This is a genomic window from Paenibacillus phocaeensis (genome assembly GCF_900021165.1).
GTDB classification, from domain to species: Bacteria; Bacillota; Bacilli; order Paenibacillales; family Paenibacillaceae; genus Fontibacillus; species Fontibacillus phocaensis.
Genome location: NZ_FCOQ01000009.1, coordinates 79,743 through 102,894, shown reverse-complemented (window position 1 = coordinate 102,894; position 23,152 = coordinate 79,743). Strand labels below are relative to the sequence as shown.

The window sequence follows — 23,152 nt, the reverse complement described above, 5'->3', positions numbered from 1 at the left end:
ACCCCCTTTATTGTTATTTGTGGGTTTACAGCTTCAGCATATCGTCAAGCCGTTCCGCGTTCAGCAAGTTGCCGACATAAAAGGCGCCAAACTCGCCGTACCGTGCGCTGACTTCGTCAAATCGCATCTCATAAACCAGTTTCTTGAACTGCAGCGCGTCGTCAGCGAACAGGGTGACCCCCCATTCCCAGTCGTCCAGGCCGACAGAGCCGGTGATAATTTGCTTCACTTTGCCGGCGTAGCTGCGGCCAATCAGGCCGTGGCTGCGCATCATTTCGCGGCGCTCGTCCATCGAGAGCATATACCAATTGTCGCTTAGCTCACGCTTCTTGTTCATCGGATAGAAGCAGATGTGGTTCGATTTCGGCAGGATGGGCTGCAACCGGGCCATCACCTCCGGATTCGCCTTCGGGTCGCCGCCCCCGGATGCCAGATAATTGCTCAGTTCTACAACGCTGACATAAGAGTACGCCTTGGTTGTATATTCAGCAAAGGTTGTTTTGTTGAAGGCCGTCTCCAAAGCGCTCAGCTCTTCGAGGCTTTCCCGCAGGTGCATAAACACGAGATCGGCTTTCTGTCCGACGATCGAATACACGGCGGTGCTGCCCGTCCTGGATTCTTCCATTTGGTTCCATTCTTTCAGGAACGTATGCAGCTCCTCCAGAGCTCCGGCGCGTTCCTCGTCATCCGCCTCTTTCCAGGCGGTCCAATCGATGGTGCGGAAATCGTGAAGCGCATACCAACCTTCAAGGGTTAAGGTAGCTTCGTTCATGTATAATCACTCCTAGATTCATTCTGATCCTTATTCCCGAATCGTCAATACGATTCTTATTGTAGCGCAAGGAGCCTGAACGGGGCAAATCGATTCACTCAATTTTCATGCAAAGTTCATTGCTTCGTTACATATTTTCTAGTAAACTAACTACTAGCCTGAATAGGTGTGATTTAAGTTATAGTTCGAGCGACTTTCGTGATCGAAAGATGCCTTTTTGAATGACCGTTACAATGAAGATTGAAAAAGGCAGGTTTGGAGCACCGAGAAGGTTGGATGAAGCTAGGGACTGAGTAGCGGAGCGTACATTTAGGTACGTGAGCAACGGAAGGCCCGGCTGAATTCAAGATTCGATGTCGAGTAAGCTTCTTCGGAAAACTTCGTGATCGAAAGATGCCTTTTTGAATGACCGTTACAATGAAGATTGAAAAAGGCAGGTTTGGAGCACCGAGAAGGTTGAATGAAGCTAGGGACTGAGTAGCGGAGCGTACATTTGGGTACGTGAGCAACGGAAGGCCCGGCTGAATTCAAGATTCGATGTCGAATCCCCTTCATTGACCTGCTCCGTGATCGAAAGATGCCTTTTTCAATTACCTCTAAGAAGGGTGGGGGAGCGATGGGGTGGCTCATCGTACTGGTGCTGATGGTTCTATTCTTCGTCATGATGTTCGGCATCGGTTTTATTCTGAATATGTTAATGAAAACAACCTGGTTTCCGGCGTACGTCTTCATCATCGTGATTTTGCCGATCGTAGTCTACACGCTGTGGAATCATGACCAGAGCTTCGGCACTTATCTGGCCTCGTTCCGGCTGGTTGATTACCTGACGGCATTCGCCGGGCTGTGCGGAGCGATCCTGAGCGGGTGGACGATCCGCAAACTCCGGTTGGGCGGGTACAAAATGTTCTAAGAAGTAATTCAAAAAGCGCGAGCACCGTTAAGGGATAGCCCTTGGCGACTCGCGCTTTTTTGGGTTTGCGTTATTCCTGCTGGCTTCGTTTCCACTTCTGGTATTCCAGGAAGTCCTTGAACTCCTTCTTGCTGACGCCCGAAGTCATAGCTTCCTGCACCAGCTCCGACCATTCCGGATCAAGCAATTCCGGTGCGGGGCGGTCGCCATAGAATAGCAGGTTGATCGAGACGTTAAGAGCGTCGGCTATCTTCTCGATGAAGGAAATGGAGGGATTCGATTGAATATTGCGTTCAACGTTGCTGAGGTAGGATTTTGCCACATCCGCTTTCTCCGCCAACTCGGACAAGGAGTACCCTCGGTCTTGCCGAATTTTCTGAATACGCTCGCCAATATGTTCTGCCATGTAGCCGTCGCCCTTCTATCAGAATCATTTGATGCCATTATAGCAGAATAACCGGGATCGGACAAAGGCGTTTAGTCGGATTTTAAAGAAGCAAAGAACACCGTAGTCCCAGGAGCGGGGCCAGGTGTTCTGCTTCGGATGATCCGAGATTATCTGAGATCGCCGTTGCCTTGTTTGGCTTCAAACGTCCATTTCAGGTTCAAGGCGTCGCCTTGGAATTGGTTTTGGTCTTGACCGTTGTCGACGAATTCAAAGGCTACGGCCAAGATATCGGTGTTGCCGGCTTTCAGGCCGCTGCGTTCCCCGAGGAAAAATCCATTTTCAACCGCGTCCGGGGTTTGATTTTGCAGATCGAACAACGTAGTTTCATAAATGACGTCATTCAGTTTGTCTACGTTTTTCAGGATTTTCACTTTGATATGTTTGCCGAAATCGTCCGTGTTAGCCGGTGCGCCAGCGCGGTTCGTTACCGTGTAGCTAGTTTTCAGCAGTACTTCCTTGATGTCCAGCGTGCCGGAGTTTTTGAGTTTGAACGAACGAAGTACTTGATCCCCTGGTTTCAAGTTGCCGATATCCACAATCGCCGTAGGATCCGCGTTGATATCCAATGTACCCGCGGCGAACGTCCCGGTCGTTTCGACCGTATCGCTAAAGTAAGCGAACGTGCCTCCGCCGATCAATGTCAAACCCAGTGCTGCAGTGGCTACTCCGAATCCTAACGTCTTTTTGATACCCATTCTTGAATTCCTCCCTGATTTTAAAAAGATTATTTTATATATTGCATCCTTATGAATTCATAAGGAGAACAACCGCTTGATGTGAATCGGCTCCCAAAAGGGTCAGGTTACCTTGGCGTCCGTGTGGGATGGCGACCGGTTCGGGTCGGATTTCGGTTCCTCCAGCCCGGCGATCGCTTTCCATAGGGAAACGAGTGCGTACAGGAATAAGAGGAGCCCCGGGATGATCAGCAGTACGACATTTCCCGTTTTCGTTCCGGCGAAGCTTAATACATAGCCGACGTACGGAACGTTGAATCCGGTATAAACACCGGTGATGTTCGCCGGGTTCACCGGGGCGGAATCGGCAGCGCCGTTGCTATCCCCTTTGGTCCGGTAGAGCACCTGGCCGCTTTCCTCGTTGCGCGTGACATCAACAATCCGGTGGGTGATCAGCTTATTGTCGCTGGAGCGGAAGGTGATCACGTCGCCAACCTTGAACCGCGTCATATCGCCCCCGGGTTTAATGGCCGCAACGGAACCGGTAGGGATCGAGGGTTCCATCGAACCGGACAGCACCGTTTTCAGTTGATAGCCGTAGAAATTCGGCTCGCTGCCGGACACCTTCGAGAGCACCACCGAACCGGCCACGGTAAAAAAGGCAACCGCCATCAGGAACGTCAGCGCGTTTCCTAACCATTTACGAAACCGCATGTTACTCACCTGCCTCCGAAGAAGTTGCGGGAGAAGGGATCACAGGCCGTGGGGCATCCACAACTTGAGCCTCATCTTCATCCTCGTCTTCGTCTTCATCTTCGTCGTCATTCAAATCGCCGCTCGGGGGTAGATCCTCATCCTCCGGCTTCGTCAGAACCCAATCTTCCAGCGGATCCGGCTGCGCAGAGGGCAGCGGGGACTCCAGAACCGGCGTGTCCCCGTTTGTCGGCGCCTCCGGCGGAAGAGCAACCGGGTCGCCGCCAGCGGGCGGATTCGCAGGATCTGATGAAGGCTCGTGTCCGGCCGAATCTCCAGAAGGAGGGGCTTGCTCATCGGAGGAACCTTCATGGTCCAAAGTTTCCTCGTTCGGTACCTCCTCGTCTGCAGTTTCGTCATCCGAAGCTGCGTCGTCTGCAGGAGGTTGAACCGCTCCTTCACCGGGGTCGTCTACCGTAGGAGGGACATCCCCATCAGGTGTTTCCTCCGCCGGTTGTTCCGCTCCCGGCTCCTGCGGCTCCCCTGCATCGGGGGTGGCGTTCTCATCCGGGTTGGCCGGATCTTCGGCTTGCTTCGCTTCTTCCTTGGCCTTCTCTTCCTCCAGTTGCTTCAAACGTTCGATTTCAGCTAGCCGCTGGGCTTCCGCTTCCGCCAACAGTTGAGCTCGCTGCGCTTCGAGACTGGAGATCTCGGCGGTTAAACCGGCGATTGCGGATTCCAGTGACGCCTGCACGCTGTCGAAGGAAGCGCGCGCTTCGCCGCCCGCCGGATCGCTTAAGGCCGATTCATCAAGAGCCGAATGGAGGCTAAGCGGGCTGGCAATGGCACCAGCCGACCCATCGCTGGTCGAGAGAGCTAAATCGGATTGAGGGATGCCGCGCAAGTAGCTCAGGATCTCCTGCAGTGTGCCGTGAAGCGGCCCGGACAGCAATCCGCTGCCCTTCAGCAGGTTTGCAATACGGTCAATCAAGTCGGTCTGCGTGAGTTCGGCGCAATTGGGCTCGAGGTCGTTCAGCGAGGTTAGCAACCCGTGAACCACCGCAGTTGCTGCGGCCAGTTCCTGCACCAACTCTTGCCAGATCGATTGGTTCAGCGCCTGTTGCTGCTTAAGCTGCTGAATGGTGGCGTTCAGTTCACTGATCCGTGCCGACACCGTCTCGGCGGCGGCTTCTAGTTGCAGACTCGCCGAGAAATCCGCGACGACCTCGGAGCTGCCGGATCCGTCACCGCCGGAATAAACCGCGTCCGTGATGGACGGAGCCGATGGAGTAACCTCCGAGGGAACCGGGGCCAGGATCGTTGGATCTATCGCAGTGAAGGTCAGGGTTGCGCCGATGAACTTTCCTTTTAAGGAAGCGGCCCGTTCCAGGTGCTCGGCCAAAATCGCAAGCTGGCTTTCGATTTGGCTTGGAAATACCCGGCAAGCCTTGATTTCCGAGTTATCCTCGCGTACGCTGGTGAATTCGCCGAAGGTCGTGCCGACCTGCTGGGAGGTCCACAAGAGCAGAGTCGAGAGAATTAATCCGGATTGCAGCGATTTAACCATATTTTGCTTCTTCCGTTTTTTGCGTAATTTACGGATCACTTCAGCTCGGGTTCTTCGCAGAGTAGTCGCTCCTTTCCAAAGGTGCTTCCATCCGTTCGTTACTATGTTCGTTATCAAGAACGAATGCCGTGATTCGAATATACCTGATAGAATCGAAAAAAGGAAAATCGCAAATTCGGCGATTTGTTCTTAATAAAGAACGATTATCTTGATTTATCTTTAAAATTCGGCCTAAAACATGGAATATTGCAGATGTTTGTTCATTATAAGGAACAATGATCCGGATTTCAGCGATCGGTTGTTTTTTTTGCCGTAAATGACAAGATCGTTAGGGATCAAACAAAAAAAGCTAACCTTTTCGACGAAAACGAGTTGCCCGGTCTACGCAGAGTGACATACTTTTCAACTCCGGGCTTATATAATAGGAACCAGGAAAGCTTGCTGGCTCATAAGTACGTGATCCGCCAACAAAGGCACCAGTTAAGGGTAAACCTGTTGAAAAGCAGGGGCACAAAGTCTCAGATCTAAGGTAGTGATACTAGGATGGCTGGACTGCCTGGGGACAAAACCAAAATAATGATCTTAGGAGGAGATTGTTGTTGAAGAAGTCCGCCCAGGTTATTGTTTACGATTGGCACCCCGGTAACGTTGATCCGGAATGGGTGGTTTTGCTCGCCGCGGCCAAAGAGGCGGGGATCTCCATTGAAGAAGTTCGGCGCTTCTTGGCAGGGGATCGGCCAAGTTTCTCAGAATGGCATGTATATAATGAATAGATAGGCATAAGGAATCGTCCCGGGGTGCTGGGAGGGTTCTTTTTTTTGTCAATTTCGGCGTAAAACGTTGTCCCCATGCGGAGCAGGAGGAAAAAGAACGATTTTTGCAAGCTGGGGACGATTCAGGACGGAAGCTTTTATGCTAAAATAGAGGAAGTCTATTTGCGCGTGATAGGGAAGGAGCGATGAAGCCGTGCGCATGAACAACATGCTGCATTTTACCGAAAATCACCGTTATTGCGTCTATCGTGACTTCGGCCTCAGTCCCGTCGATGGCAAGATGCTAGGATTGGTATATCAGCCTATGGTCGGGGCGTTCGCTGTTTCGCTCTACCGCTTGCTGGCGGAGCAGGTTCCCCTGGAACAGGTCGGATATTCGGAGGTGGAGCAGCAGCGGAAGCTGTTCCTGACGTTGGGGCTGGACCCCAGCGAGAAAGGGCGGAAGTTCCTGATCGAGCAGGCATCCCGTCTGGAAGCCGTCGGCCTGCTTCAAACGAACCGGCTGTATCTTCCCGACAGCGACGATTATTTGTACGAATACGAGCTCCAGGCCCCGTTAGCCCCGGCGGAATTCTTTCGGACCCAGCACCTGACGTTGCTGCTGCGGGACAAGATCGGGAAATTCGCGGTGTTGTCCCTGCGGGAGCAGCTGTTCCGCGAGGAGCCGGAGGCATGGCCTAAACCTGGTTTCAATAAGGAAAATATTACGGTTCCGTTCTATGAGATATTTGAGCTGAACACGCATTCGATTGATTACGAGCTGGAGCAGGCGATCGCCGAGACGGCGATGGCCAGGCAGCCCGGCCTCAAGCCGGCCTTGGAGGAGGACGCGATCAACTATGCGGACATCATTCTTCGCTTTCCGCGGGAATCGCAAAATCGCTCATTCGTAGAGGCGCTGCGATTCGATCCGGAAGGGATGGGCGTGGTGAATTTTGTGGCCCGCAAATACGATTTAAGCGTGCAGGACCTTTGCCGGCTGCTGGACGAAGACGGGGTCTTTGATCCGGGCGGCGGAATTCTGCTGGATGAACTCCAGCACAAGGCGAACCTTCAATTCCGCCAAGGCAAGCGGCGTCAAGAAGAGCGTGAGGTGGCCTACGGCAAAATCGTTGCGATTCGCGGGGAGACGCCGGAGGCGGCAGCTTCTTCCGGCGGCATAACGGAGGAAGTCGCGGTGCAGATGGAGTATTACGTCGACGTACCGCCGCAATTCCAAAGCAAATGCGATATTCATCAATATAATATGATGCTTCGCAATGAGCCGTATACCCGGCTGCTCAAGACGTTCTTCCCCGGGACGATCCCGGACAATCTGCTGGATATCTTCGAGAAGATCGATCTCAATTACAAGCTGCCCGGCGAAGTGATTAATGTCCTGATTCATTATTTGATGTCGCTGCTCACTTCGGGAGGAGAGCAGCGGATCAATCGCAACTTTATCGATGCGATCGCCGCCAATATGCTGCTGAAGCAGATCAGCACGTATGAGCAGGCGGTGCAATATATCCGCGACCAGTCGAAGGTCAAGGAGAAGGTGAAGGAGAAGTCGGCCGGCGCTGCCGGCGGAGGTCGGGCGCGCAGCTACGGCAGCCGCGGGACCAAGCCGAAGCCGGAGATCCCGATTGTGGAGCGTGCTAGTGCGGAAGCTGCGGTATCCGAGGAAGAATTCGCTGAATTGATCAAGATGGCCGAGCGCATGCAGTCCGGCAAGCATAAAAAAGAGGTCTGAATCCGTTCGGGCTTGGGAAGGAAGGTGACGTACCGCGATGGAATCCCTTGGGGAATTGCTCACGCAGATGAAGAATACGCAATTAAAACAACGCTCGGAGGAACTGACCGCACGTCTGATGAATGATCCGCTGGTAGGGGAGCTGCGGAATCGTCATCCGGAGCTGGAGCAGGAGCAGTTGACGCGCGGCATGGCCAAGCTGTATCAGTATGTGAACGACAGCAAGCGCTGCGCCCATTGCCCGGGACTTGCGAACTGTCCCAACGATTTCCCCGGTCACTTTACGAAATTGTCGGTCGAACAGGTAGGCGGCAGCCCGCAGCTGGTGGACCGGCAGGTTCCATGCTCCAAGCAACTGCAGTATGAGCGGGAATTGTCGGTGAAGAAGCGAATTCACAGCTTCTACGTGGATGAGCGGGCGCTGGAGGAAGGGTATAATGAAGTCGAAATCATGGCCAAGGACAGCCTGAGGGCACCCGCCGTAGGTCAAGTTTTTCGCTACATTGAAGACACCAAGGAGTCCGGCCTGCAAACGAAGGGGTTGTATCTGGAAGGGCCGTTCGGCACCGGCAAAACGTTCTTGATGTGTTATTTGCTGCATGAACTGGCGAAGGAAGGATATTCCGGCGCCATCGTCTACATGCCGGAATTCGTGGAAGAGTTGAAGAGCATGCTGCAGGACAGCGACAAGCTGCGGGAGACGGTGGAGATGATGAAGCAGGTCGATCTGCTGATCTTTGATGATATCGGCGCGGAGAACCTGAATCCGTGGGTGCGCGATCATGTGATGGGCGCGATTCTGAATTACCGGATGAATCGCAAACCAACCTTTTACACGTCGAATTATTCCCTGAACGCGCTGGAGAAACATCTGAGCTTTACGAGCAAGGACGGGGAGGAGCGGCACAAGGGTCAGCGGTTGATGGACCGAATCGCTCCGTTCGTCAACGTCGTGCAAGTGAACGGGACGAATAAACGCGGACGAGCGTAGAGGTAGTTCAAAAAGTCATCTTTCCATGACGAAGCAGAGTATGTGAAGTGGATTCGACGTCGAATCTTGAATTCAGCCGGGTCCTCCGTTGCTCACGTACCCAAAACGTACGCTCCGCTACTCAGCCCCTAGCTTCATCCAACCTTCTCGGTCCTGAAAACCTGACTTTTTGAACATGTCATTAACGGCAGAGAAAAAGAGCCGGGCTTCCCTTGCAGGGGAATGCCTGGCTCTTTCGTTTTTTTTCGCGGTCTTGTTACCGCCAGATACGCTTAGCTGGCGAGAAATTTAATGATGACCATGCCGAAGAAAATCACGGCCATAAACGTCAACATGCCAAAAAAGCCATTCATTAAGTCGAACAAATCGTTGCGGGGTTCTTCGTTGATATGCTGCCGCGGATCGTTCGCATGCGTGTTAGCATCCATGGCGACGGGCCTCCTCAGGAAATAATCGTCTCGTCAATGAAAGATGTCATAGACAATCCGTTTTCAGGTTATTCTTAGTATAACCAAACCCTTTTCACTTTGTAAAGAAGGCGTTGTCATGCACTTTCTTTTTTTCAGTGGTGTGTGGTATAATGGGTTCGGCAGCTGTTTCCAGGCTGTCAGCCTCATTTTAGTTCAACTATTCCGTTGTTCGAGTGCCCGCAGGCTACACGGCGGGGCTGGGCAACCCCAATAAGGAGGAAATAATCATGGCTATCGTGAATGTATCCGATCAGTCCTTCAACGCCGAAATCGAAGGGCAAGGTCCGGTTCTTGTTGATTTTTGGGCTCCATGGTGCGGTCCTTGCAAGATGATCGCTCCAATTCTGGAGGAGTTGTCTACCGAAGTAGGCGACTCGGTGAAGATTGCCAAGCTGAACGTGGATGACAATCCGGAAACGGCTTCCCGTTTCGGCGTAATGAGCATTCCTACACTCATCCTGTTCAAAGACGGTCAACCGGTCGATAAAATCGTCGGGTTGAACTCGAAGGATACGCTGAAGAACCTGATCGCGAAACACCAATAATCCAGACGATCAGGCGCGTCACTTGACGCCTTGGATGACGCCTCCGGTTTGGGCCGGGGGCGTTTTCTGCGTTAACCTAGAGAGGAGAAAGGAGGAGGAAGCTTGGACGCACCCACTAATGAAACGTTAAGTTATGAGAAAGCAATGGAGCGAATTCAGCATAAGCTGGCGCTGCTGCCGGATTCGCCGGGTTGCTACCTGATGAAGAACAAGGATGGCATGATCATTTACGTCGGGAAAGCCAAGGTACTGAAGAACCGGGTTCGTTCCTATTTTACAGGCAGCCATGACGGGAAAACCCAACTGCTGGTGTCCGAGATCCGCGACTTCGAATATATCGTCACCGCAAGCAACATGGAAGCGCTCATTCTGGAGTGCAACCTGATCAAGGAACATCATCCGCGATTTAATATCCTGCTCAAGGACGACAAGACGTTTCCTTATATTAAAATCACAAATGAACCGCATCCCCGGCTGGAGGTCACCCGGCGGGTGCTTAAAGATAAAGCGAAATATTTCGGCCCGTATCCGAACGCCTTCGCGGCTCAGCAGACAAAGAAGCTGCTTGATCGGATGTATCCGCTGCGCAAATGCAATGTGATGCCGAAGGAAGTGTGCTTGTATTATCATATCGGCCAATGCCTGGCTCCCTGTGTGCAGGATGTGGCGAAGGAGACGTACGAGACGATGATCCAGGAGATCACCTCGTTCCTTAGCGGCGGCCATGAAGAGATCAAGAAAGAACTGCAGCGCAAAATGCACGAGGCGGCTGAGGAATTGCAATTCGAGCGGGCCAAGGAGCTGCGCGACCAAATCATCAATATCGATGCGCTGATGGAGAAGCAGAAGATTACGGTGAACGACGCGAAGGACCGCGACGTGTTTGGTTATGCGGTGGACAAGGGCTGGATGTGTGTGCAGATCCTGTACATGCGCCAGGGGAAAATGATCGAGCGGCACGCTTCGGTATTTCCGTTCTATGGGGATGCCTATGGGGATTTTATGTCCTATGTGACGCAGTATTACAGTGAAAATCCGGCATTGCCGCAGGAGATTCTGCTGCCGGAGAAGCCGGAGGACCAGGACGACGACCAGGCTGCGATCGATGCCCCAACGGCCTTGCAGGAGTGGCTGGGCGTGAAGACGCTGGTGCCGCAGCGCGGCTTGAAGCGTCAGATGACCAAGATGGCCGAGGAGAACGCGCGCGTCTCGCTGGACGAGAAGTTCCGTCTGATTGAACGGGATGAGGAGCGGACGTCGAAGGCCGCCGAGAACCTCGGCAAGGCAATTGGCCTGGAGTCGGTGTCGCGGATCGAAGCGTTCGATAACTCCAACATCCAGGGGACGAACCCGGTCTCGGCGATGGTCGTATTCATCGACGGCAAGCCCGCCAAGAAGGAATACCGCAAATATAAAGTGAAAACCGTGCAAGGCCCGGACGATTACGAGACGATGCGCGAGGTGATCCGCCGCCGCTATGAGCGGGTGCTGAAGGAGAATCTGCCGCGTCCCGACCTGATCGTGGTCGACGGGGGGAAAGGACAGATTTCCGCGGCGACCGACGTCCTTGAGAACGAGCTGGGCTTGTTTATCCCGGTGTGCGGCCTGGTTAAGGATGCCAAGCACAAGACGGCACAGCTCATGGCGTTTGATCCGCCGGAGCCGGTGTACCTGCCGCGCGACAGCCAGGAGTTCTACCTGCTGCAGCGGATTCAGGACGAGGTGCACCGCTTCGCCATTTCCTTCCACCGCGAGCAGCGGGCCAAATCGATGGTCACCTCGCGGCTGGATGCGATTCCCGGGATTGGGGAGAAGCGCCGGAAGGCGCTGCTGAAGCATTTTGGCTCGCTGAAAAAAATAAAAGAGGCCTCCGTCGAAGACTTCCGGCCTCTTTCTATCGGGGAAAAACTAGCCCGCGAAATTATCAATGCCCTTCGGGACGAGGATCCGCCAGAGGAGTCGTAACATACGGCACCTCTTTTCGCTGCATCGGCGGGTGCTTCCGTTCCTTGCTTGGCGGGTTGAACAGGTAAATCACATAAGCGACGATCGCCGGCAGGGCGATGTAGAAAATTCCGGCGCTGATGTTCAGCGCTCCGCCCATAAACATCAGGCTCAGCGACATCAGGATGCTGTCGAAGATGACGTGCGAGAAGACGACGGCGGCGAAGCCGTAACGCAGGAATACGAAGCTGAACAGCAGTCCGATGAAGGTTAGTTCGATCGGGCGCGATATGACCGGATAGATCGGATACAACGTATGTCCGAACGCCCAGATCAAGGTCGAGAGCAGGCTGGCGATGAAGGTGCTGCGGAACATTTTCTTCAGCATCGGGATCCCGAACAAGCGATAAACCGCTTCTTCCCCGATCCCGGCAACCCAGGCCAGCAGCGGGAGCAGCAACGGATAGACCATGTTGTACGGCGATTGCGTAGCATCGGTTGTCGACCAGGTATGGATCGTTCGCTCCAGAATGAAGAAGACGACGGATTGGACGCCCAGCAGGATCAGCGCCCAGGCATAACCGTCAGCCATCGAGGTGAGCACGTATCGCCCGTACCCTTCCTCCCGCGAACGCGGCCACAGGTTGATGCCGTTCTTCCGCCACAGCCCGTCGCCGCCGACCAGCGAGAAGTACACGGAAGCGGCGAGGAACAACGTCACGAGACCCTGGAAGAAGAAGCCGAAGATGAGCACGCCGGATTCGAGGCCGTCTTTTTGGAACACCGGCATCATATTGATCGTCCCTACCGTGGATAATACGAAGTAGACCGAGGCCAGGAAAATCCCGCGCTTAAACGACGTATGTGCCCGCGTCACCGCGCTGTAGACGATGGCAAGAATCGCCAGCACGAACGTCAACAAGGCGTAACCGGCGTAGGTGAGCCAATTGGCAAGTTTCGTCTGCCCGGCCACGTAGTCCAAATGCGCCTGCGGCACGCTGAAATAGCGTTCGAATGAGGACACGGCCCCATACTCAAAGCTAAGCTTGAGGTGCGCTTGGGATTCGCCCAAGGTGTAGCCTTTGATCCGGTATTGCAAGCCGACATCCCCATCGCCGGAGGCGAGCTCTAATTCGCCGGCTTTAAATCCAAAGGCGCTCAGGTAAGGCGACGCCAGCTGTTCCTTCTCGGCTAAAGTCAAATCGCCTTCCCAGGCTTTCATGGAATCGAGGGTTTCCGATCCCAGATCAAGCATCATCTGCTTGTTCGCGTTGCTGGAGGAGGCAATCTCCTCGAAGCCGATGACTTGGCCGGTCGTCATGTGGACATCGATCGTCACGGCGCTTAACGTCTCAGCAGGATCGGTGTAACGAACCCGAAATACATCATAGGGAAACTGCTTTTCGTAGGTTTTTAAGTAGGGAGCCAGCAGATCCGCTTTGGTCAAGTAGCCAAACAAATCGGAACGCGTTTCGTATGTAATTAAAGCCTGATCCTTCTGTTGTTCGGAGAGGTCCAACTCCAATACGGATTGAGCGAATTCAGCTGCACTCGCCGCCGCTTCCGGTTTGCTGATGACCTCATCCGCTTGCTGCAGCTGCAGCGACTCCGAGTCGGTGGTGGGGAACAATTGAACGGCGATGAACACGATGAATCCGATCGCGGCCAGCAGCCACAGGTTTTTTGTCTTCATTCTGCGGCGGTCGGTTGGTGTCATAGAGGAACTCACTCGCAAAACTCCTTTGTCATTTGGTAAATTTAACGATAAAATACGTTCGCTTTACGGTAGATGAGGTATGATTTGACCTCAAGTACATCAAAGTAAAGATAACACAGCTGCTCCCCCTATGCCAGACACGGGGCAAAATTGACGAGAAACGGCAAGAACTCCGGCATGCCTTCGCATCGATCAGATTTGGGGCGAAGTTTATCCTGCCACTCCTCCAAATCGTCCTTTTTTGCTCTTTTTCCTGAAAATAGAGCTTTGTGGCGGGAGACAATAAGGGATATAATCCATTTGACGAAAAATGAATGAAAACAACTGAAAAGAAGATCGGCCGAATTTCGTTGATGAAAACGGGGGAACCGTATATTTTGGGGTGAATTTCACAGAGCTTCACACCGCCGGTGAGGAGTGCGGCGAAGCGTCTGCGAATAGGGCAACTGGCATGCCCGAATCCGTCAGCTAACCTCGTAGGCCCGTGCAACAGGAGCCAAACACCGAAAGGCATTGGATTTCCAGTGCTTTTTTCTTTTGTACTTTTTTCATAACTAGGATGAGGTGAACGCGTTGCAATTCAAGAAACTTAGCCTTTCTCCGCCGCAGATATTGGTCATCGGGTTTGCGCTGATCATTTTTCTGGGCGCACTGCTGCTCATGCTGCCGATTTCCAGTGCGACCGGGGAAACCTTGCCATTTGTTGACGCGCTGTTCACGGCGACTTCGGCAACCTGCGTGACGGGGCTGATCGTGGTTGATACGGGGACTTATTTTTCCACCTTCGGGCAAGTTGTGATCATCCTGCTCATCCAGGTTGGGGGCCTTGGGTTCATGACCGTGGCAACCTTGTTCTCCCTTGTTCTGAAACGAAAAATATCGCTGAAGGACCGTCTCCTCCTCCAAGAGGCGATGAACCAGAACTCCGTTGAGGGGATCGTACGGTTAATCCGTAAGGTGCTATTGTATTCACTGATCATCGAATCCAGCGCGGCGCTGCTGTTCACGATTCGCTGGGCTTTCGATATGCCGTTTGGCCGGGCGTTCTATTTCGGAATTTGGCACGCGGTATCGATGTTCAATAATGCGGGGTTTGACCTGTTTGGCGAATATCAAAGCTTAACGAATTATGTGGGCGACCCGATCGTCAACTTTGTGGCGATGTTTCTGATCGTCTCCGGCGGGCTTGGATTTATCGTGTTGTCGGATGTGTTCGAATTTTGGAAGCGGCGGAAGCTGTCGCTGCATTCGAAGGTGGTGTTATCGATGACCTCCGCGCTGATCGTGGTTGGGGCGATCGTCATCTTCATCTTCGAGTTCACGAACTCGCGAACGCTGGGTTCGCTCGGTTGGAGCGGCAAGATCTGGGGAACGTTTTTCCAATCGGTGACGCCGCGTACGGCAGGAGCCAACACGCTGGACATCGGGGCGCTGCGGCAGGCAACGCAATTCTTCATGATCATCCTGATGTTTATCGGGGCCTCCCCGGGCTCGACAGGGGGCGGGATCAAAACGACGACTCTTACCATTCTGGTCGGGGCGGTCATCTCGATGATCCGCGGACGCACCGACCTTGTCCTGTTCCGATACCGGATGGCCGAGGAGCGGATCTTCAAGGCGCTGACGATTACGTTTCTCGCGTTATTCCTTGTCATAGCAGTGGCGATGGTGCTTTCTACCACGGAGGATGCCAGTTTTCTGTCAATTTTATTCGAAACGACTTCGGCTTTCGGGACGGTTGGCTTGTCGATGGGATTGACGGGGAAACTAACGGTGATCGGCAAAATTATTATCAGCTTCACCATGTTCGCCGGTCGGCTTGGACTGCTGACGCTTGCTTACGCGCTTGGCCCGAAGAAAGGAAAAGAGCTGTATCGTCACCCAGAGGGCAAAATCATTATTGGATAAGGGGAAATTATCGTTTATGAAAACACAGCAGTTTGTAGTCATCGGTCTGGGGCGTTTCGGGTCCAGCTTGGCCTTGGAACTGATGGATCTGGGCTACGAGGTTCTGGGGATCGACCGGAATGAAGAGCTCGTCGAGGAAATGAGCGACCATCTGACGCATGCCGTCGTCGCGGATGCAACGGAGGAGGAAGTGCTGAAGTCGCTGGGCGTCCGCAACTTCGATTGCGGGATCGTGGCGATCGGCACCGATATCCAAATGAGCATTTTGGCGGCTATTCTGCTCAAGGATCTAGGCATCAAAACGGTGGTGGCCAAGGCGATCTCGGTCCTGCACGGCCGGGCTTTGGAGAAGCTTGGGGTTGACCGGGTCATCTATCCCGAACGAGATATGGGGATTCGGGTGGCTCATCAACTGGTGACTCCCAATCTGCTGGATTATATCGAGTTATCGAAGGAATACAGCATCGTGGAAATGAACGTGCCCGCTTGCTTGAACAATAAAAGCCTGGGCGATTTGAATCCGAGGGCGCGGTTCGGCTGCAGCATCGTGGCGATCCATCGCGAAGGTGGCGTGCTGGTGGCGCCAACCGCCATGGATCAACTGACCGCAGGCGATATCATGGTGATTATTGGAGCGAAAAAAAATATCGAGCAATTCGAGACGATACTCAACCAATAAACGAGAAACGGTTGTGGCATTGGACGGGAGAGGACCATGGGACAACAAGCGATTTGGGCATTGGGCATTTTCTTACTAACCTACGCACTCATTATTTCTGAAAAAATACATCGGACGCTGCTGGCGATGGCCGGCGCCGCTTTGATGATCATGCTGGGCATTCTGGATCAGGAACGCGCGATCCACCATATTGACTTCAACACGCTGGGATTGTTGATCGGCATGATGATCATCGTCAATACGACAGCCGAAACCGGACTGTTCTCTTATATCGGCCTCTGGACCGCCAAGCGGGCCAAAGGCAATCCGATCACCCTGCTCTGGCTGCTGGCGTTGATCACTGCGGTGGGTTCGGCATTCTTGGATAACGTGACGACGATCATCCTGATGGTTCCCGTGGCATTCAGCATCACACGCCGGTTGAGGGTGCGCGTATTCCCTTATCTCTTCTCCATGATTATGGCGACCAATATCGGCGGGACCGCGACTTTAATCGGGGATCCTCCCAATATTATGATCGGCAGCGCCGTGAAGGAACTGACCTTCATGGCCTTCTTGGAAAATTTGGCCCCCGTCGTCCTATTGATTCTGGCGGTGATTTTGCCGCTGGTGACCGTGATTTTTCGCAAGGAGCTGAAGCAGGGGGTGGCCCATCAACACAACCTTATGGAGATCAGCCTCAAGGGGTTGATTACGGACACACGCTTGCTTACCAAGTGCCTGATCGCCTTGGGGGTGACCTTGCTCGGATTTTTCCTGCACCAGTACCTCCATCTGGAGACGGCGACCCTTGCGTTGGCCGGCGCATTCCTGCTGCTGGTCATGACCGGGGAATCCGCGATGGAGCGAGCCTTCCGCTCGGTGGAGTGGCCCACCATCTTCTTCTTCGTAGGGTTATTCGTATTGGTTGGCGGTTTGGTTGAAACGGGGATCATCACCAAAGTGGCCGAAGAGGTAATGCGCTTAACCGGAGGCGATCCGTTAACCACCTCGGTGTTGATCTTGTGGCTGAGCGCTGTTGCCTCCGCCTTTATCGACAACATTCCGCTGGTGGCGACGATGATTCCGATGATTCAGGATATGGGGCAGATGGGGATTTCCCAGTTGGAGCCGCTGTGGTGGAGCCTGGCGCTGGGAGCCTGCCTGGGCGGGAACGGAACCTTGATCGGGGCCAGCGCCAACCTGATCGGCGCGGGGATGTCCGCCAAGGAGGGAGAGCCGATCCGCTTCCTCCAGTATTTGAAATACGGGCTGCCGCTGATGGGAGTCACGATTCTGATCTCCAGTGTGTACGTCTATCTGCGCTATTTTATTCTATAGAAGAGCTGCCGCTCTTCCAGGTTACGGCCTGGCGGGGCAGCAGCTTTTTTGGTGGTTAAAGCGGAAGTTCCTTCACAAGGGTTTCGCGGATTTGCGAGATCCATTCCTTCGTTTCGCTGGACAGCTCCGATTTATCGCCATAGACCAGGCAGGTCTCGCGGCGCGTCTGCGCCAGCTCGGGGATCGGCACGGTGAGGAGGCCGTTATCCCGCAAGAGCGGCATGCGCAGGTATGATTTGGGCAGCAGGGCGGCCGCTTTGCATATCGGCAGGAGGCGCACGATTGCCTCAAATGAATCGATCTCCATGCGGATGTCGGGCAGGATGCTGTAACGGCCGAACAGGTCGTCGATCAGCCGGCGGTACCAGGTCCCCTTGGAGAAGACGATCATCGACCGTCCGTTCAGATCGTCCATCACGAGGCGGCGCTTCTGCCCGGCGGCGGCCAGCTCGTGCCCTTTGGGGACGACCAGCTCCAGGTGGTCCTTAAACAGCGGCAGGCACTTGAGGCCGGTCTCGGTCACCATGGAGGCGACAACACCGATATCTACTTTCTTATCGCGGACATAAGAGACGATTTCATGGGTTTTGCCGGTGACGAGCTTTAATTCAATATCCGGGAACTTCTCCATCAGCGCGGTGACGAGCGGCGGGAGCGTGGTCTGGATCGTCGTCAGGCTGGCGCCCAGCGTCACGATGCGGCGCTCTGCGGCCTTGAAGCGCGACACGGCCTGCAGGAAGTTCTGATGGCGTTGCCGCTGCTCCAGCGCGTATTGGTAAGCCTCCTGGCCAACGCGGGTGAGCTCAAGCCTTTTGCCTCGGCGATGAAACAGGGAGACCCCCCACTCTTCCTCCAATTTGGCGATCTTGCGCGAAAGGGCCGGCTGGGACAGGTTCAGCAGCTTTGATGCCTTGTTCAAACTGGATTGCTCCACGACGGTGGTGAATACCAGCAACTCTTCCAGCATGGGGCTGACCTCCTTTTTCTAGGTGAATGACAGGTTTCGACAGGTTTGCATATGTGAATTCGTTATAATGATTAATAAATTAATTGCAATTCCATTATAAGATAAAAAGGAGTAACATGAAAAGTGACACAAGTTGTTCACATGTTACCTTTTGCACAACGGGGGTTTACTGGCTTTGGTGTGGTATTTATCATATACAACGTCCGCACCTGGTGAGGTCGATATTTGAATGATTTTGCGCAAGTTGAAACGGATGATGGATTGAGAAAGGGGTACACGCACTTATGAAAGGGTTTTATTCCAGAAAACTGCACTCGCTGCTGGGCGTCATTCCGCTGGGTTTTTTCCTGATCGAGCACATGATCACCAACTTCTCGGCGGTCGAGGGGGGGAGCGAAGGGTTCAAGGAGGCCGTGGCATTTCTGAATAGCCTGCCGCTCGTTTTGGCTTTGGAGCTTTTCGGGATTTGGCTGCCGCTGTTGTATCACGGGGTTTACGGTATGTATATCGCGTTTCAGGCGAAGCCGAACAACGGGCGGTTCCCGACCGAACGGAATCTGCGTTATTTGCTGCAGCGGATCACTGGGGTGATCGCATTCGTCTTCGTCATTTGGCATGTGGTGGAAACCCGCGTACAGGTGGCGCTTGGCAATGTGACGCATGAGGAATTGGGCGGCTTGATGCACGATATCGTCAGCAATCCGATCTTCTTCGTATTGTATCTGATCGGGGTCGTGTCGGCGGCGTTCCACTTCACGAACGGGTTGTGGTCGTTCCTCGTCAGCTGGGGCGTGACGGTGGGCCCGCGGGCGCAGCGCGTATCTTCTTATATTTGCATGAGCTTGTTCGTGATCGTAGCGGTCATGTTCGTGTGGTCGCTGATCGCGTTCCGCGGCGCGGAGTTCCAGGCAGAAGGCGCGGCCTTGTTGGAGACGGCAAAGGCTTGGGTGGCTTAATGCTTAAATGATACAAATGCCTGCGAAGCAGGCCTGTGTTCGTAGATGAGGTAAGGCATACAAAACTTTTGGGAGTTGAAATCGAATGGCTAAACAAAGCTTAATCGTCGTTGGCGGCGGCCTGGCCGGACTGATGGCTACGATCAAATCGGCCGAAGCGGGCGTCCCGGTGCAGCTGTTTTCGCTCGTACCGGTGAAACGTTCTCACTCGGTGTGCGCGCAAGGCGGCATTAACGGGGCCGTCAATACGAAAGGGGAAGGCGACTCCCCTTGGGAGCATTTTGACGATACGGTATACGGCGGGGACTTCCTGGCCAACCAGCCTCCGGTGAAGGCGATGTGCGAAGCGGCACCGGGCATCATTCACCTGATGGACCGGATGGGCGTGATGTTTAACCGCACGCCGGAGGGATTGCTTGATTTCCGCCGGTTCGGCGGGACGAAGCATCACCGCACGGCGTTTGCCGGAGCGACGACCGGACAGCAGCTGCTGTACGCGCTGGATGAGCAGGTGCGCCGCCACGAAGCCGCCGGACTGGTTACGAAATACGAGAACTGGGAGTTCCTCTCCGTTGTATTGGACGATGAAGGCGTCTGCCGCGGCATTACCGCGCAGAACCTGCGCTCGATGGAAATCACCACGTTCCCTTCCGATGCGGTGATTTTGGCGACCGGAGGCCCGGGGATTATTTTCGGCAAAACGACGAACTCGGTCATTAACACAGGGACGGCGGCCAGCGCAGTGTACCAGCAAGGCGTGACGTACGCGAACGGCGAATTCATTCAGATTCACCCGACGGCGATTCCGGGTGACGACAAGCTGCGGCTGATGTCGGAATCGGCACGCGGGGAAGGCGGACGGATCTGGACATACAAGGACGGCAAACCGTGGTACTTCCTCGAAGAGAAGTATCCGGCATACGGCAACCTTGTGCCGCGAGATATCGCAACGCGGGAGATTTTCCATGTGTGCGTGGACTTGAAGCTGGGCATTAACGGCGAGAACATGGTGTATCTCGATCTGTCCCACAAGGATCCGAAGGAGCTGGACGTGAAGCTCGGCGGCATCATCGAAATTTATGAGAAATTCATGGGCGATGATCCGCGCAAAATTCCGATGAAGATTTTCCCGGCGGTCCATTATTCGATGGGCGGCATGTGGGTCGATTATAACCAGATGACGAATATTCCCGGCCTGTTTGCGGCGGGCGAATGCGAATACCAGTATCACGGGGCCAACCGCCTTGGCGCCAACTCGCTCGTCTCGGCCATTTACGGCGGCATGGTGGCCGGACCTAAAGCGGTGGAATATCTCCGCGGCCTGAAGAAATCGACGGAAGACCTCGGTTCGGGGATTTTTGATAGCTATCGCAAGGCGCAGGAGGAGAAATACGAAGGTATCCTGGCGATGAGCGGTACGGAGAACGCTTATGTTATCCATAAAGAGCTGGGTGAATGGATGACCGCCAACATGACGGTCGTACGCCATAATGATCGATTGGAAGCGACGATCGGCAAAATCAAGGAACTGAAACAACGCTATAAAAACATCAACATTAACGATACGTCCCGCTGGAACAATACGGGAGCGGCGTTCACCCGCCAGCTGTGGAACATGCTGGAGCTGGCTGAAGCGATGACGCTGGGGGCGCTGCTGCGCAACGAAAGCCGGGGCGCGCATTATAAACCGGAGTTCCCGGAGCGGAACGACGAGGAATTCCTCAAGACAACCAAAGCATCGTGGACGCCGGACGGCCCGCAAATTTCGTACGAACCGGTCGACGTCTCCTTGATCCCGCCGCGGATTCGCGACTACTCGAAGGACAAATAGGAGGGGATACCCATGGCAATGGCGGAAACGGATGTATCGGCCAAGAAATTCACGGCCAAAAAAGTCAAATTTATCATTACGCGCCAGGATGATCCGAACTCGAAACCGTATACGGAGGAATTCGAGCTCGACTATCGCCCCGGCATGAACGTCATCAGCGCTTTGATGGAGATCCAGCGGAACCCGGTGAACGAGAAGGGGGAGTCTACCTCCCCGGTCTGCTGGGAGTCCAACTGTCTGGAGGAAGTGTGCGGCGCCTGCTCGATGGTGATCAACGGCAAACCGCGCCAAGCTTGCGCGGCCTTGATCGACAATCTGGAGCAGCCGATCCGCGTGGAGCCGATGCGGACCTTCCCGGTCGTACGCGATCTGGTAATCGACCGCAGCCGGATGTTCAATGCGCTGAAGCGGGTAAAAGCATGGATTCCGATCGACGGCACGTACGACCTCGGGCCCGGCCCGCGCATGCCGGAGAAGAAACGTCAATGGGCGTATGAGCTGTCCAAGTGCATGACCTGCGGCGTCTGCCTGGAGGCTTGCCCGAACGTGAACGAGAAGACGGACTTCATCGGTCCGGCGGCCATTTCCCAAGTGCGCTTGTTCAACGCGCATCCCACGGGGGAGATGAACGCCGATGAGCGTCTGGAAGCGCTGATGGAAGATGGCGGCATCGAAGGCTGCGGCAACTCGCAAAACTGCGTGCGCGCCTGCCCGAAAGGCATCCCGCTGACCACCTCCATCGCCGAAATGAACAAAGCGACCACGAAGCATATGTTCAAAACGTGGTTCACGCAGTAATATAGGGCCATACCGTTGACCGAATAACGGTTCACCGTTCATCCGAAAGAATCGGAGACAGACCCCGAGGGGCTGTCTCTTTTTTTATTTTTACCGGGCGGCGAATAAATGGAATAGAAGGAGGGACTAGGGATGAACATTCAAATTCACCGGATTGAGAACGATCAGATCTCCGTGAAACTTGCGAATTTTTCGAGGGAGGAGTTAGCCAAACTGCGTGCGGTTGGGGGAGGAAAGTGGGATCCCGACCGAAAATTCTGGCGTTTTCCTTGCACGGAGGAGAAGCTACGGCAATTCGCCGAATGCTTTCCGGGAGTGGAGATTCGAGTGAACGGGCTTGCCGTGTCGTCAAAGCTATCCAACGACGAACCATTCATTCAAGCCCTGGAACAGAAGCTAAACACGGCGCTCAAACTGAAGGGATATAGCCTCAAAACGAGCAAGGCCTACCGAGGGCATGTCCGGCGATTTTTGCAGAGCCAAGCGGATCTCTCGGAGATGGGAGGTTCAGGAGCCCGGAAGGACGAGGATTTTTCCAAATCCATGACGATCGACTCGGCCCATGCCCAACAATATGCGTTGCAGTTGCTTGAGCAGGGACATTCCCCTGCTTATGTGAATCAAGCCATCAGTGCCCTGCGGTTTCTTGCCGCCGAGGTATTCAAACAACCCTCTGAACAAACCAGCTATATTCGACCGAAAAAAGAGAAAAAGCTGCCCTATGTCCTCTCGGAGGAGGAAGTGCTTCGCGTGATCCAAGCACCGGCTAATTTAAAGCACCGCACGATGCTGTATCTGGCTTATGCTTCAGGGCTGAGGGTGAGCGAAGTTGTCCGGCTGAAAATCACGGATATCGACCCGGAACGCGGCATCCTTCGAGTCCGGCAAGGAAAGGGCAAAAAGGATAGACACACACCGCTGTCTCAAACGGCCTGGGAGATGATCCGAAAATATGTAGATGCGGAGCGACTCCCTTCCTCCATGTGGTTGTTTCCGGGGCAGTATCCGGGGAGCCACTTGCATGAACGCTCCTTACAAAAGGTCTTTAAGGAAGCCTTAGAAACCTCCGGCGTCCAGAAGCAGGCGGGCATCCATGTCCTGCGGCATTCCTTCGCAACCCATTTGCTCGAGAACGGCACCGATCTCCGTTATATCCAGGAGCTTCTGGGCCACGCTAATCCCTCTACCACCGAACGCTACACCCATGTCAGCACCAAAAATCTGAAACGGATTCAGAGTCCGCTTGACCGTATTGTACGTGATCAGAAGGGGGAGTAGCATCTTCCAACTGGGGCGTAGATTTGAAATTACATAATCAAGAAATGGAGGTATAATTAAGGGTGTGTGAACGAGTGCGCAAATCCTCGGGTCAAGATGAGATTGGTGAAGTGCAGAGATAGGGGAGTTATAGGAAATTCCGGCAAACAAGATATAAACCATAAAACCCGAACAAACAT

21 protein-coding genes and 2 riboswitches are annotated in these 23,152 nt (G+C 54.0%); of the genes, 13 read left to right on the top strand and 8 right to left on the bottom strand.

The genetic code is table 11. The features are described from left to right. Window positions 1–25: 25 nt before the first annotated feature. Complete coding sequence (gene hemQ, locus BN3795_RS03510) at window positions 26–772, bottom strand: hydrogen peroxide-dependent heme synthase (RefSeq protein WP_068783362.1); 747 nt, start codon at window positions 770–772, stop codon at window positions 26–28. 616 nt (window positions 773–1,388) lie between these two features. On the opposite strand from hemQ, the gene BN3795_RS03505 reads away from it, so the two are divergent. Then, complete coding sequence (locus BN3795_RS03505; protein WP_068783361.1) at window positions 1,389–1,682, top strand: YuiB family protein; 294 nt, start codon at window positions 1,389–1,391, stop codon at window positions 1,680–1,682. Window positions 1,683–1,752: 70 nt separating this feature from the next. On the opposite strand, the gene BN3795_RS03500 is transcribed toward BN3795_RS03505, so the two are convergent. The 4 genes from BN3795_RS03500 to BN3795_RS03485 form a co-directional block, all read right to left on the bottom strand. Beyond that, window positions 1,753–2,088 (bottom strand): helix-turn-helix domain-containing protein, encoded by a 336-nt coding sequence (locus BN3795_RS03500; RefSeq protein ID WP_068783360.1) that lies wholly within the window; start codon window positions 2,086–2,088, stop codon window positions 1,753–1,755. 149 nt (window positions 2,089–2,237) lie between these two features. Beyond that, window positions 2,238–2,825, bottom strand: coding sequence for a TasA family protein (locus tag BN3795_RS03495; RefSeq protein ID WP_068783359.1), 588 nt, complete (start codon window positions 2,823–2,825; stop codon window positions 2,238–2,240). A gap of 102 nt (window positions 2,826–2,927) precedes the next feature. Continuing rightward, window positions 2,928–3,518: a signal peptidase I SipW gene (gene sipW / locus BN3795_RS03490; RefSeq protein ID WP_068783358.1), complete on the bottom strand. Its 591-nt coding sequence runs from the start codon at window positions 3,516–3,518 to the stop codon at window positions 2,928–2,930. A gap of 1 nt (window position 3,519) precedes the next feature. Next, window positions 3,520–5,064: a hypothetical protein gene (locus BN3795_RS03485; protein ID WP_198524640.1), complete on the bottom strand. Its 1,545-nt coding sequence runs from the start codon at window positions 5,062–5,064 to the stop codon at window positions 3,520–3,522. A gap of 475 nt (window positions 5,065–5,539) precedes the next feature. Then, a riboswitch (cyclic di-GMP riboswitch) is annotated at window positions 5,540–5,624 on the top strand. 39 nt (window positions 5,625–5,663) lie between these two features. On the opposite strand from BN3795_RS03485, the gene BN3795_RS24905 reads away from it, so the two are divergent. The 3 genes from BN3795_RS24905 (at window position 5,664) to dnaI (ending at window position 8,560) form a co-directional block, all read left to right on the top strand. Continuing rightward, window positions 5,664–5,837, top strand: a complete 174-nt coding sequence (locus BN3795_RS24905) for an anti-repressor SinI family protein (protein ID WP_110945021.1) — start codon at window positions 5,664–5,666, stop codon at window positions 5,835–5,837. Between the two features lie 193 nt (window positions 5,838–6,030). After that, on the top strand, window positions 6,031–7,569 hold the full coding sequence (locus BN3795_RS03480; protein ID WP_068783357.1) for a DnaD domain protein: 1,539 nt from the start codon (window positions 6,031–6,033) through the stop codon (window positions 7,567–7,569). Between the two features lie 37 nt (window positions 7,570–7,606). Then, window positions 7,607–8,560, top strand: coding sequence for a primosomal protein DnaI (gene dnaI, locus BN3795_RS03475; RefSeq protein ID WP_068783356.1), 954 nt, complete (start codon window positions 7,607–7,609; stop codon window positions 8,558–8,560). A gap of 272 nt (window positions 8,561–8,832) precedes the next feature. Here the strand turns inward: dnaI and BN3795_RS24900 are convergent, their stop codons facing one another. After that, window positions 8,833–8,988, bottom strand: coding sequence for a YqzM family protein (locus BN3795_RS24900; protein WP_110944988.1), 156 nt, complete (start codon window positions 8,986–8,988; stop codon window positions 8,833–8,835). Between the two features lie 269 nt (window positions 8,989–9,257). Here BN3795_RS24900 and trxA point away from each other — a divergent pair, with 269 nt between their 5' ends. Continuing rightward, window positions 9,258–9,575 (top strand): thioredoxin, encoded by a 318-nt coding sequence (gene trxA, locus BN3795_RS03470; RefSeq protein ID WP_059041077.1) that lies wholly within the window; start codon window positions 9,258–9,260, stop codon window positions 9,573–9,575. Window positions 9,576–9,719: 144 nt separating this feature from the next. Then, complete coding sequence (uvrC, locus tag BN3795_RS03465; RefSeq protein ID WP_068783637.1) at window positions 9,720–11,540, top strand: excinuclease ABC subunit UvrC; 1,821 nt, start codon at window positions 9,720–9,722, stop codon at window positions 11,538–11,540. On the opposite strand, the gene BN3795_RS03460 is transcribed toward uvrC, so the two are convergent. Next, window positions 11,500–13,236 (bottom strand): CPBP family intramembrane glutamic endopeptidase, encoded by a 1,737-nt coding sequence (locus BN3795_RS03460; RefSeq protein WP_068783355.1) that lies wholly within the window; start codon window positions 13,234–13,236, stop codon window positions 11,500–11,502. The two genes, uvrC and BN3795_RS03460, sit on opposite strands and share 41 nt — an antisense overlap. A gap of 328 nt (window positions 13,237–13,564) precedes the next feature. Continuing rightward, window positions 13,565–13,734, top strand: a riboswitch (cyclic di-AMP (ydaO/yuaA leader). 66 nt (window positions 13,735–13,800) lie between these two features. Here BN3795_RS03460 and BN3795_RS03455 point away from each other — a divergent pair. Genes BN3795_RS03455 through BN3795_RS03445 form a run of 3 tightly spaced genes read left to right on the top strand, consistent with a single transcriptional unit; the run spans window position 13,801 to window position 17,143 of the window. Then, entirely contained in the window at window positions 13,801–15,144 is a 1,344-nt protein-coding gene (locus BN3795_RS03455) for a TrkH family potassium uptake protein (protein ID WP_068783354.1), read from the top strand. 16 nt (window positions 15,145–15,160) lie between these two features. Next, the gene (locus BN3795_RS03450) at window positions 15,161–15,823 is read left to right on the top strand and encodes a potassium channel family protein (protein WP_068783353.1); all 663 of its coding nucleotides are present in this window, start codon (window positions 15,161–15,163) and stop codon (window positions 15,821–15,823) included. A 36-nt stretch (window positions 15,824–15,859) separates the two neighbouring features. Continuing rightward, the gene (locus tag BN3795_RS03445; RefSeq protein ID WP_068783352.1) at window positions 15,860–17,143 is read left to right on the top strand and encodes an ArsB/NhaD family transporter; all 1,284 of its coding nucleotides are present in this window, start codon (window positions 15,860–15,862) and stop codon (window positions 17,141–17,143) included. A 55-nt stretch (window positions 17,144–17,198) separates the two neighbouring features. Here the strand turns inward: BN3795_RS03445 and BN3795_RS03440 are convergent, their stop codons facing one another. After that, the gene (locus BN3795_RS03440) at window positions 17,199–18,110 is read right to left on the bottom strand and encodes a LysR family transcriptional regulator (RefSeq protein WP_068783351.1); all 912 of its coding nucleotides are present in this window, start codon (window positions 18,108–18,110) and stop codon (window positions 17,199–17,201) included. Between the two features lie 284 nt (window positions 18,111–18,394). Between BN3795_RS03440 and BN3795_RS03435 the strand changes: the two genes are divergently transcribed. The 4 genes from BN3795_RS03435 to BN3795_RS03420 all read left to right on the top strand — a co-directional run bounded on the left by BN3795_RS03435 (window position 18,395) and on the right by BN3795_RS03420 (window position 22,973). Next, window positions 18,395–19,066 (top strand): succinate dehydrogenase cytochrome b558 subunit, encoded by a 672-nt coding sequence (locus tag BN3795_RS03435; RefSeq protein WP_068783350.1) that lies wholly within the window; start codon window positions 18,395–18,397, stop codon window positions 19,064–19,066. A gap of 85 nt (window positions 19,067–19,151) precedes the next feature. After that, complete coding sequence (gene sdhA / locus BN3795_RS03430) at window positions 19,152–20,897, top strand: succinate dehydrogenase flavoprotein subunit (RefSeq protein ID WP_068783349.1); 1,746 nt, start codon at window positions 19,152–19,154, stop codon at window positions 20,895–20,897. A 12-nt stretch (window positions 20,898–20,909) separates the two neighbouring features. Next, complete coding sequence (gene sdhB / locus BN3795_RS03425; RefSeq protein WP_198524639.1) at window positions 20,910–21,695, top strand: succinate dehydrogenase iron-sulfur subunit; 786 nt, start codon at window positions 20,910–20,912, stop codon at window positions 21,693–21,695. A gap of 132 nt (window positions 21,696–21,827) precedes the next feature. Next, the gene (locus tag BN3795_RS03420; protein WP_110944987.1) at window positions 21,828–22,973 is read left to right on the top strand and encodes a tyrosine-type recombinase/integrase; all 1,146 of its coding nucleotides are present in this window, start codon (window positions 21,828–21,830) and stop codon (window positions 22,971–22,973) included. Window positions 22,974–23,152 lie beyond the last annotated feature (179 nt).

Coding starts and splice junctions, on each gene's coding strand:
- hemQ (WP_068783362.1), bottom strand. CDS start 772: ATGAACGAAGCTACCTTAACCCTTGAAGGTTGGTATGCGCTTCACGAT.
- BN3795_RS03505 (WP_068783361.1), top strand. CDS start 1,389: ATGGGGTGGCTCATCGTACTGGTGCTGATGGTTCTATTCTTCGTCATG.
- BN3795_RS03500 (WP_068783360.1), bottom strand. CDS start 2,088: ATGGCAGAACATATTGGCGAGCGTATTCAGAAAATTCGGCAAGACCGA.
- BN3795_RS03495 (WP_068783359.1), bottom strand. CDS start 2,825: ATGGGTATCAAAAAGACGTTAGGATTCGGAGTAGCCACTGCAGCACTG.
- sipW (WP_068783358.1), bottom strand. CDS start 3,518: ATGCGGTTTCGTAAATGGTTAGGAAACGCGCTGACGTTCCTGATGGCG.
- BN3795_RS03485 (WP_198524640.1), bottom strand. CDS start 5,064: ATGGTTAAATCGCTGCAATCCGGATTAATTCTCTCGACTCTGCTCTTG.
- dnaI (WP_068783356.1), top strand. CDS start 7,607: ATGGAATCCCTTGGGGAATTGCTCACGCAGATGAAGAATACGCAATTA.
- BN3795_RS24900 (WP_110944988.1), bottom strand. CDS start 8,988: ATGGATGCTAACACGCATGCGAACGATCCGCGGCAGCATATCAACGAA.
- trxA (WP_059041077.1), top strand. CDS start 9,258: ATGGCTATCGTGAATGTATCCGATCAGTCCTTCAACGCCGAAATCGAA.
- uvrC (WP_068783637.1), top strand. CDS start 9,720: ATGGAGCGAATTCAGCATAAGCTGGCGCTGCTGCCGGATTCGCCGGGT.
- BN3795_RS03460 (WP_068783355.1), bottom strand. CDS start 13,236: ATGACACCAACCGACCGCCGCAGAATGAAGACAAAAAACCTGTGGCTG.
- BN3795_RS03450 (WP_068783353.1), top strand. CDS start 15,161: ATGAAAACACAGCAGTTTGTAGTCATCGGTCTGGGGCGTTTCGGGTCC.
- BN3795_RS03445 (WP_068783352.1), top strand. CDS start 15,860: ATGGGACAACAAGCGATTTGGGCATTGGGCATTTTCTTACTAACCTAC.
- BN3795_RS03440 (WP_068783351.1), bottom strand. CDS start 18,110: ATGCTGGAAGAGTTGCTGGTATTCACCACCGTCGTGGAGCAATCCAGT.
- BN3795_RS03435 (WP_068783350.1), top strand. CDS start 18,395: ATGAAAGGGTTTTATTCCAGAAAACTGCACTCGCTGCTGGGCGTCATT.
- sdhA (WP_068783349.1), top strand. CDS start 19,152: ATGGCTAAACAAAGCTTAATCGTCGTTGGCGGCGGCCTGGCCGGACTG.
- sdhB (WP_198524639.1), top strand. CDS start 20,910: ATGGCAATGGCGGAAACGGATGTATCGGCCAAGAAATTCACGGCCAAA.
- BN3795_RS03420 (WP_110944987.1), top strand. CDS start 21,828: ATGAACATTCAAATTCACCGGATTGAGAACGATCAGATCTCCGTGAAA.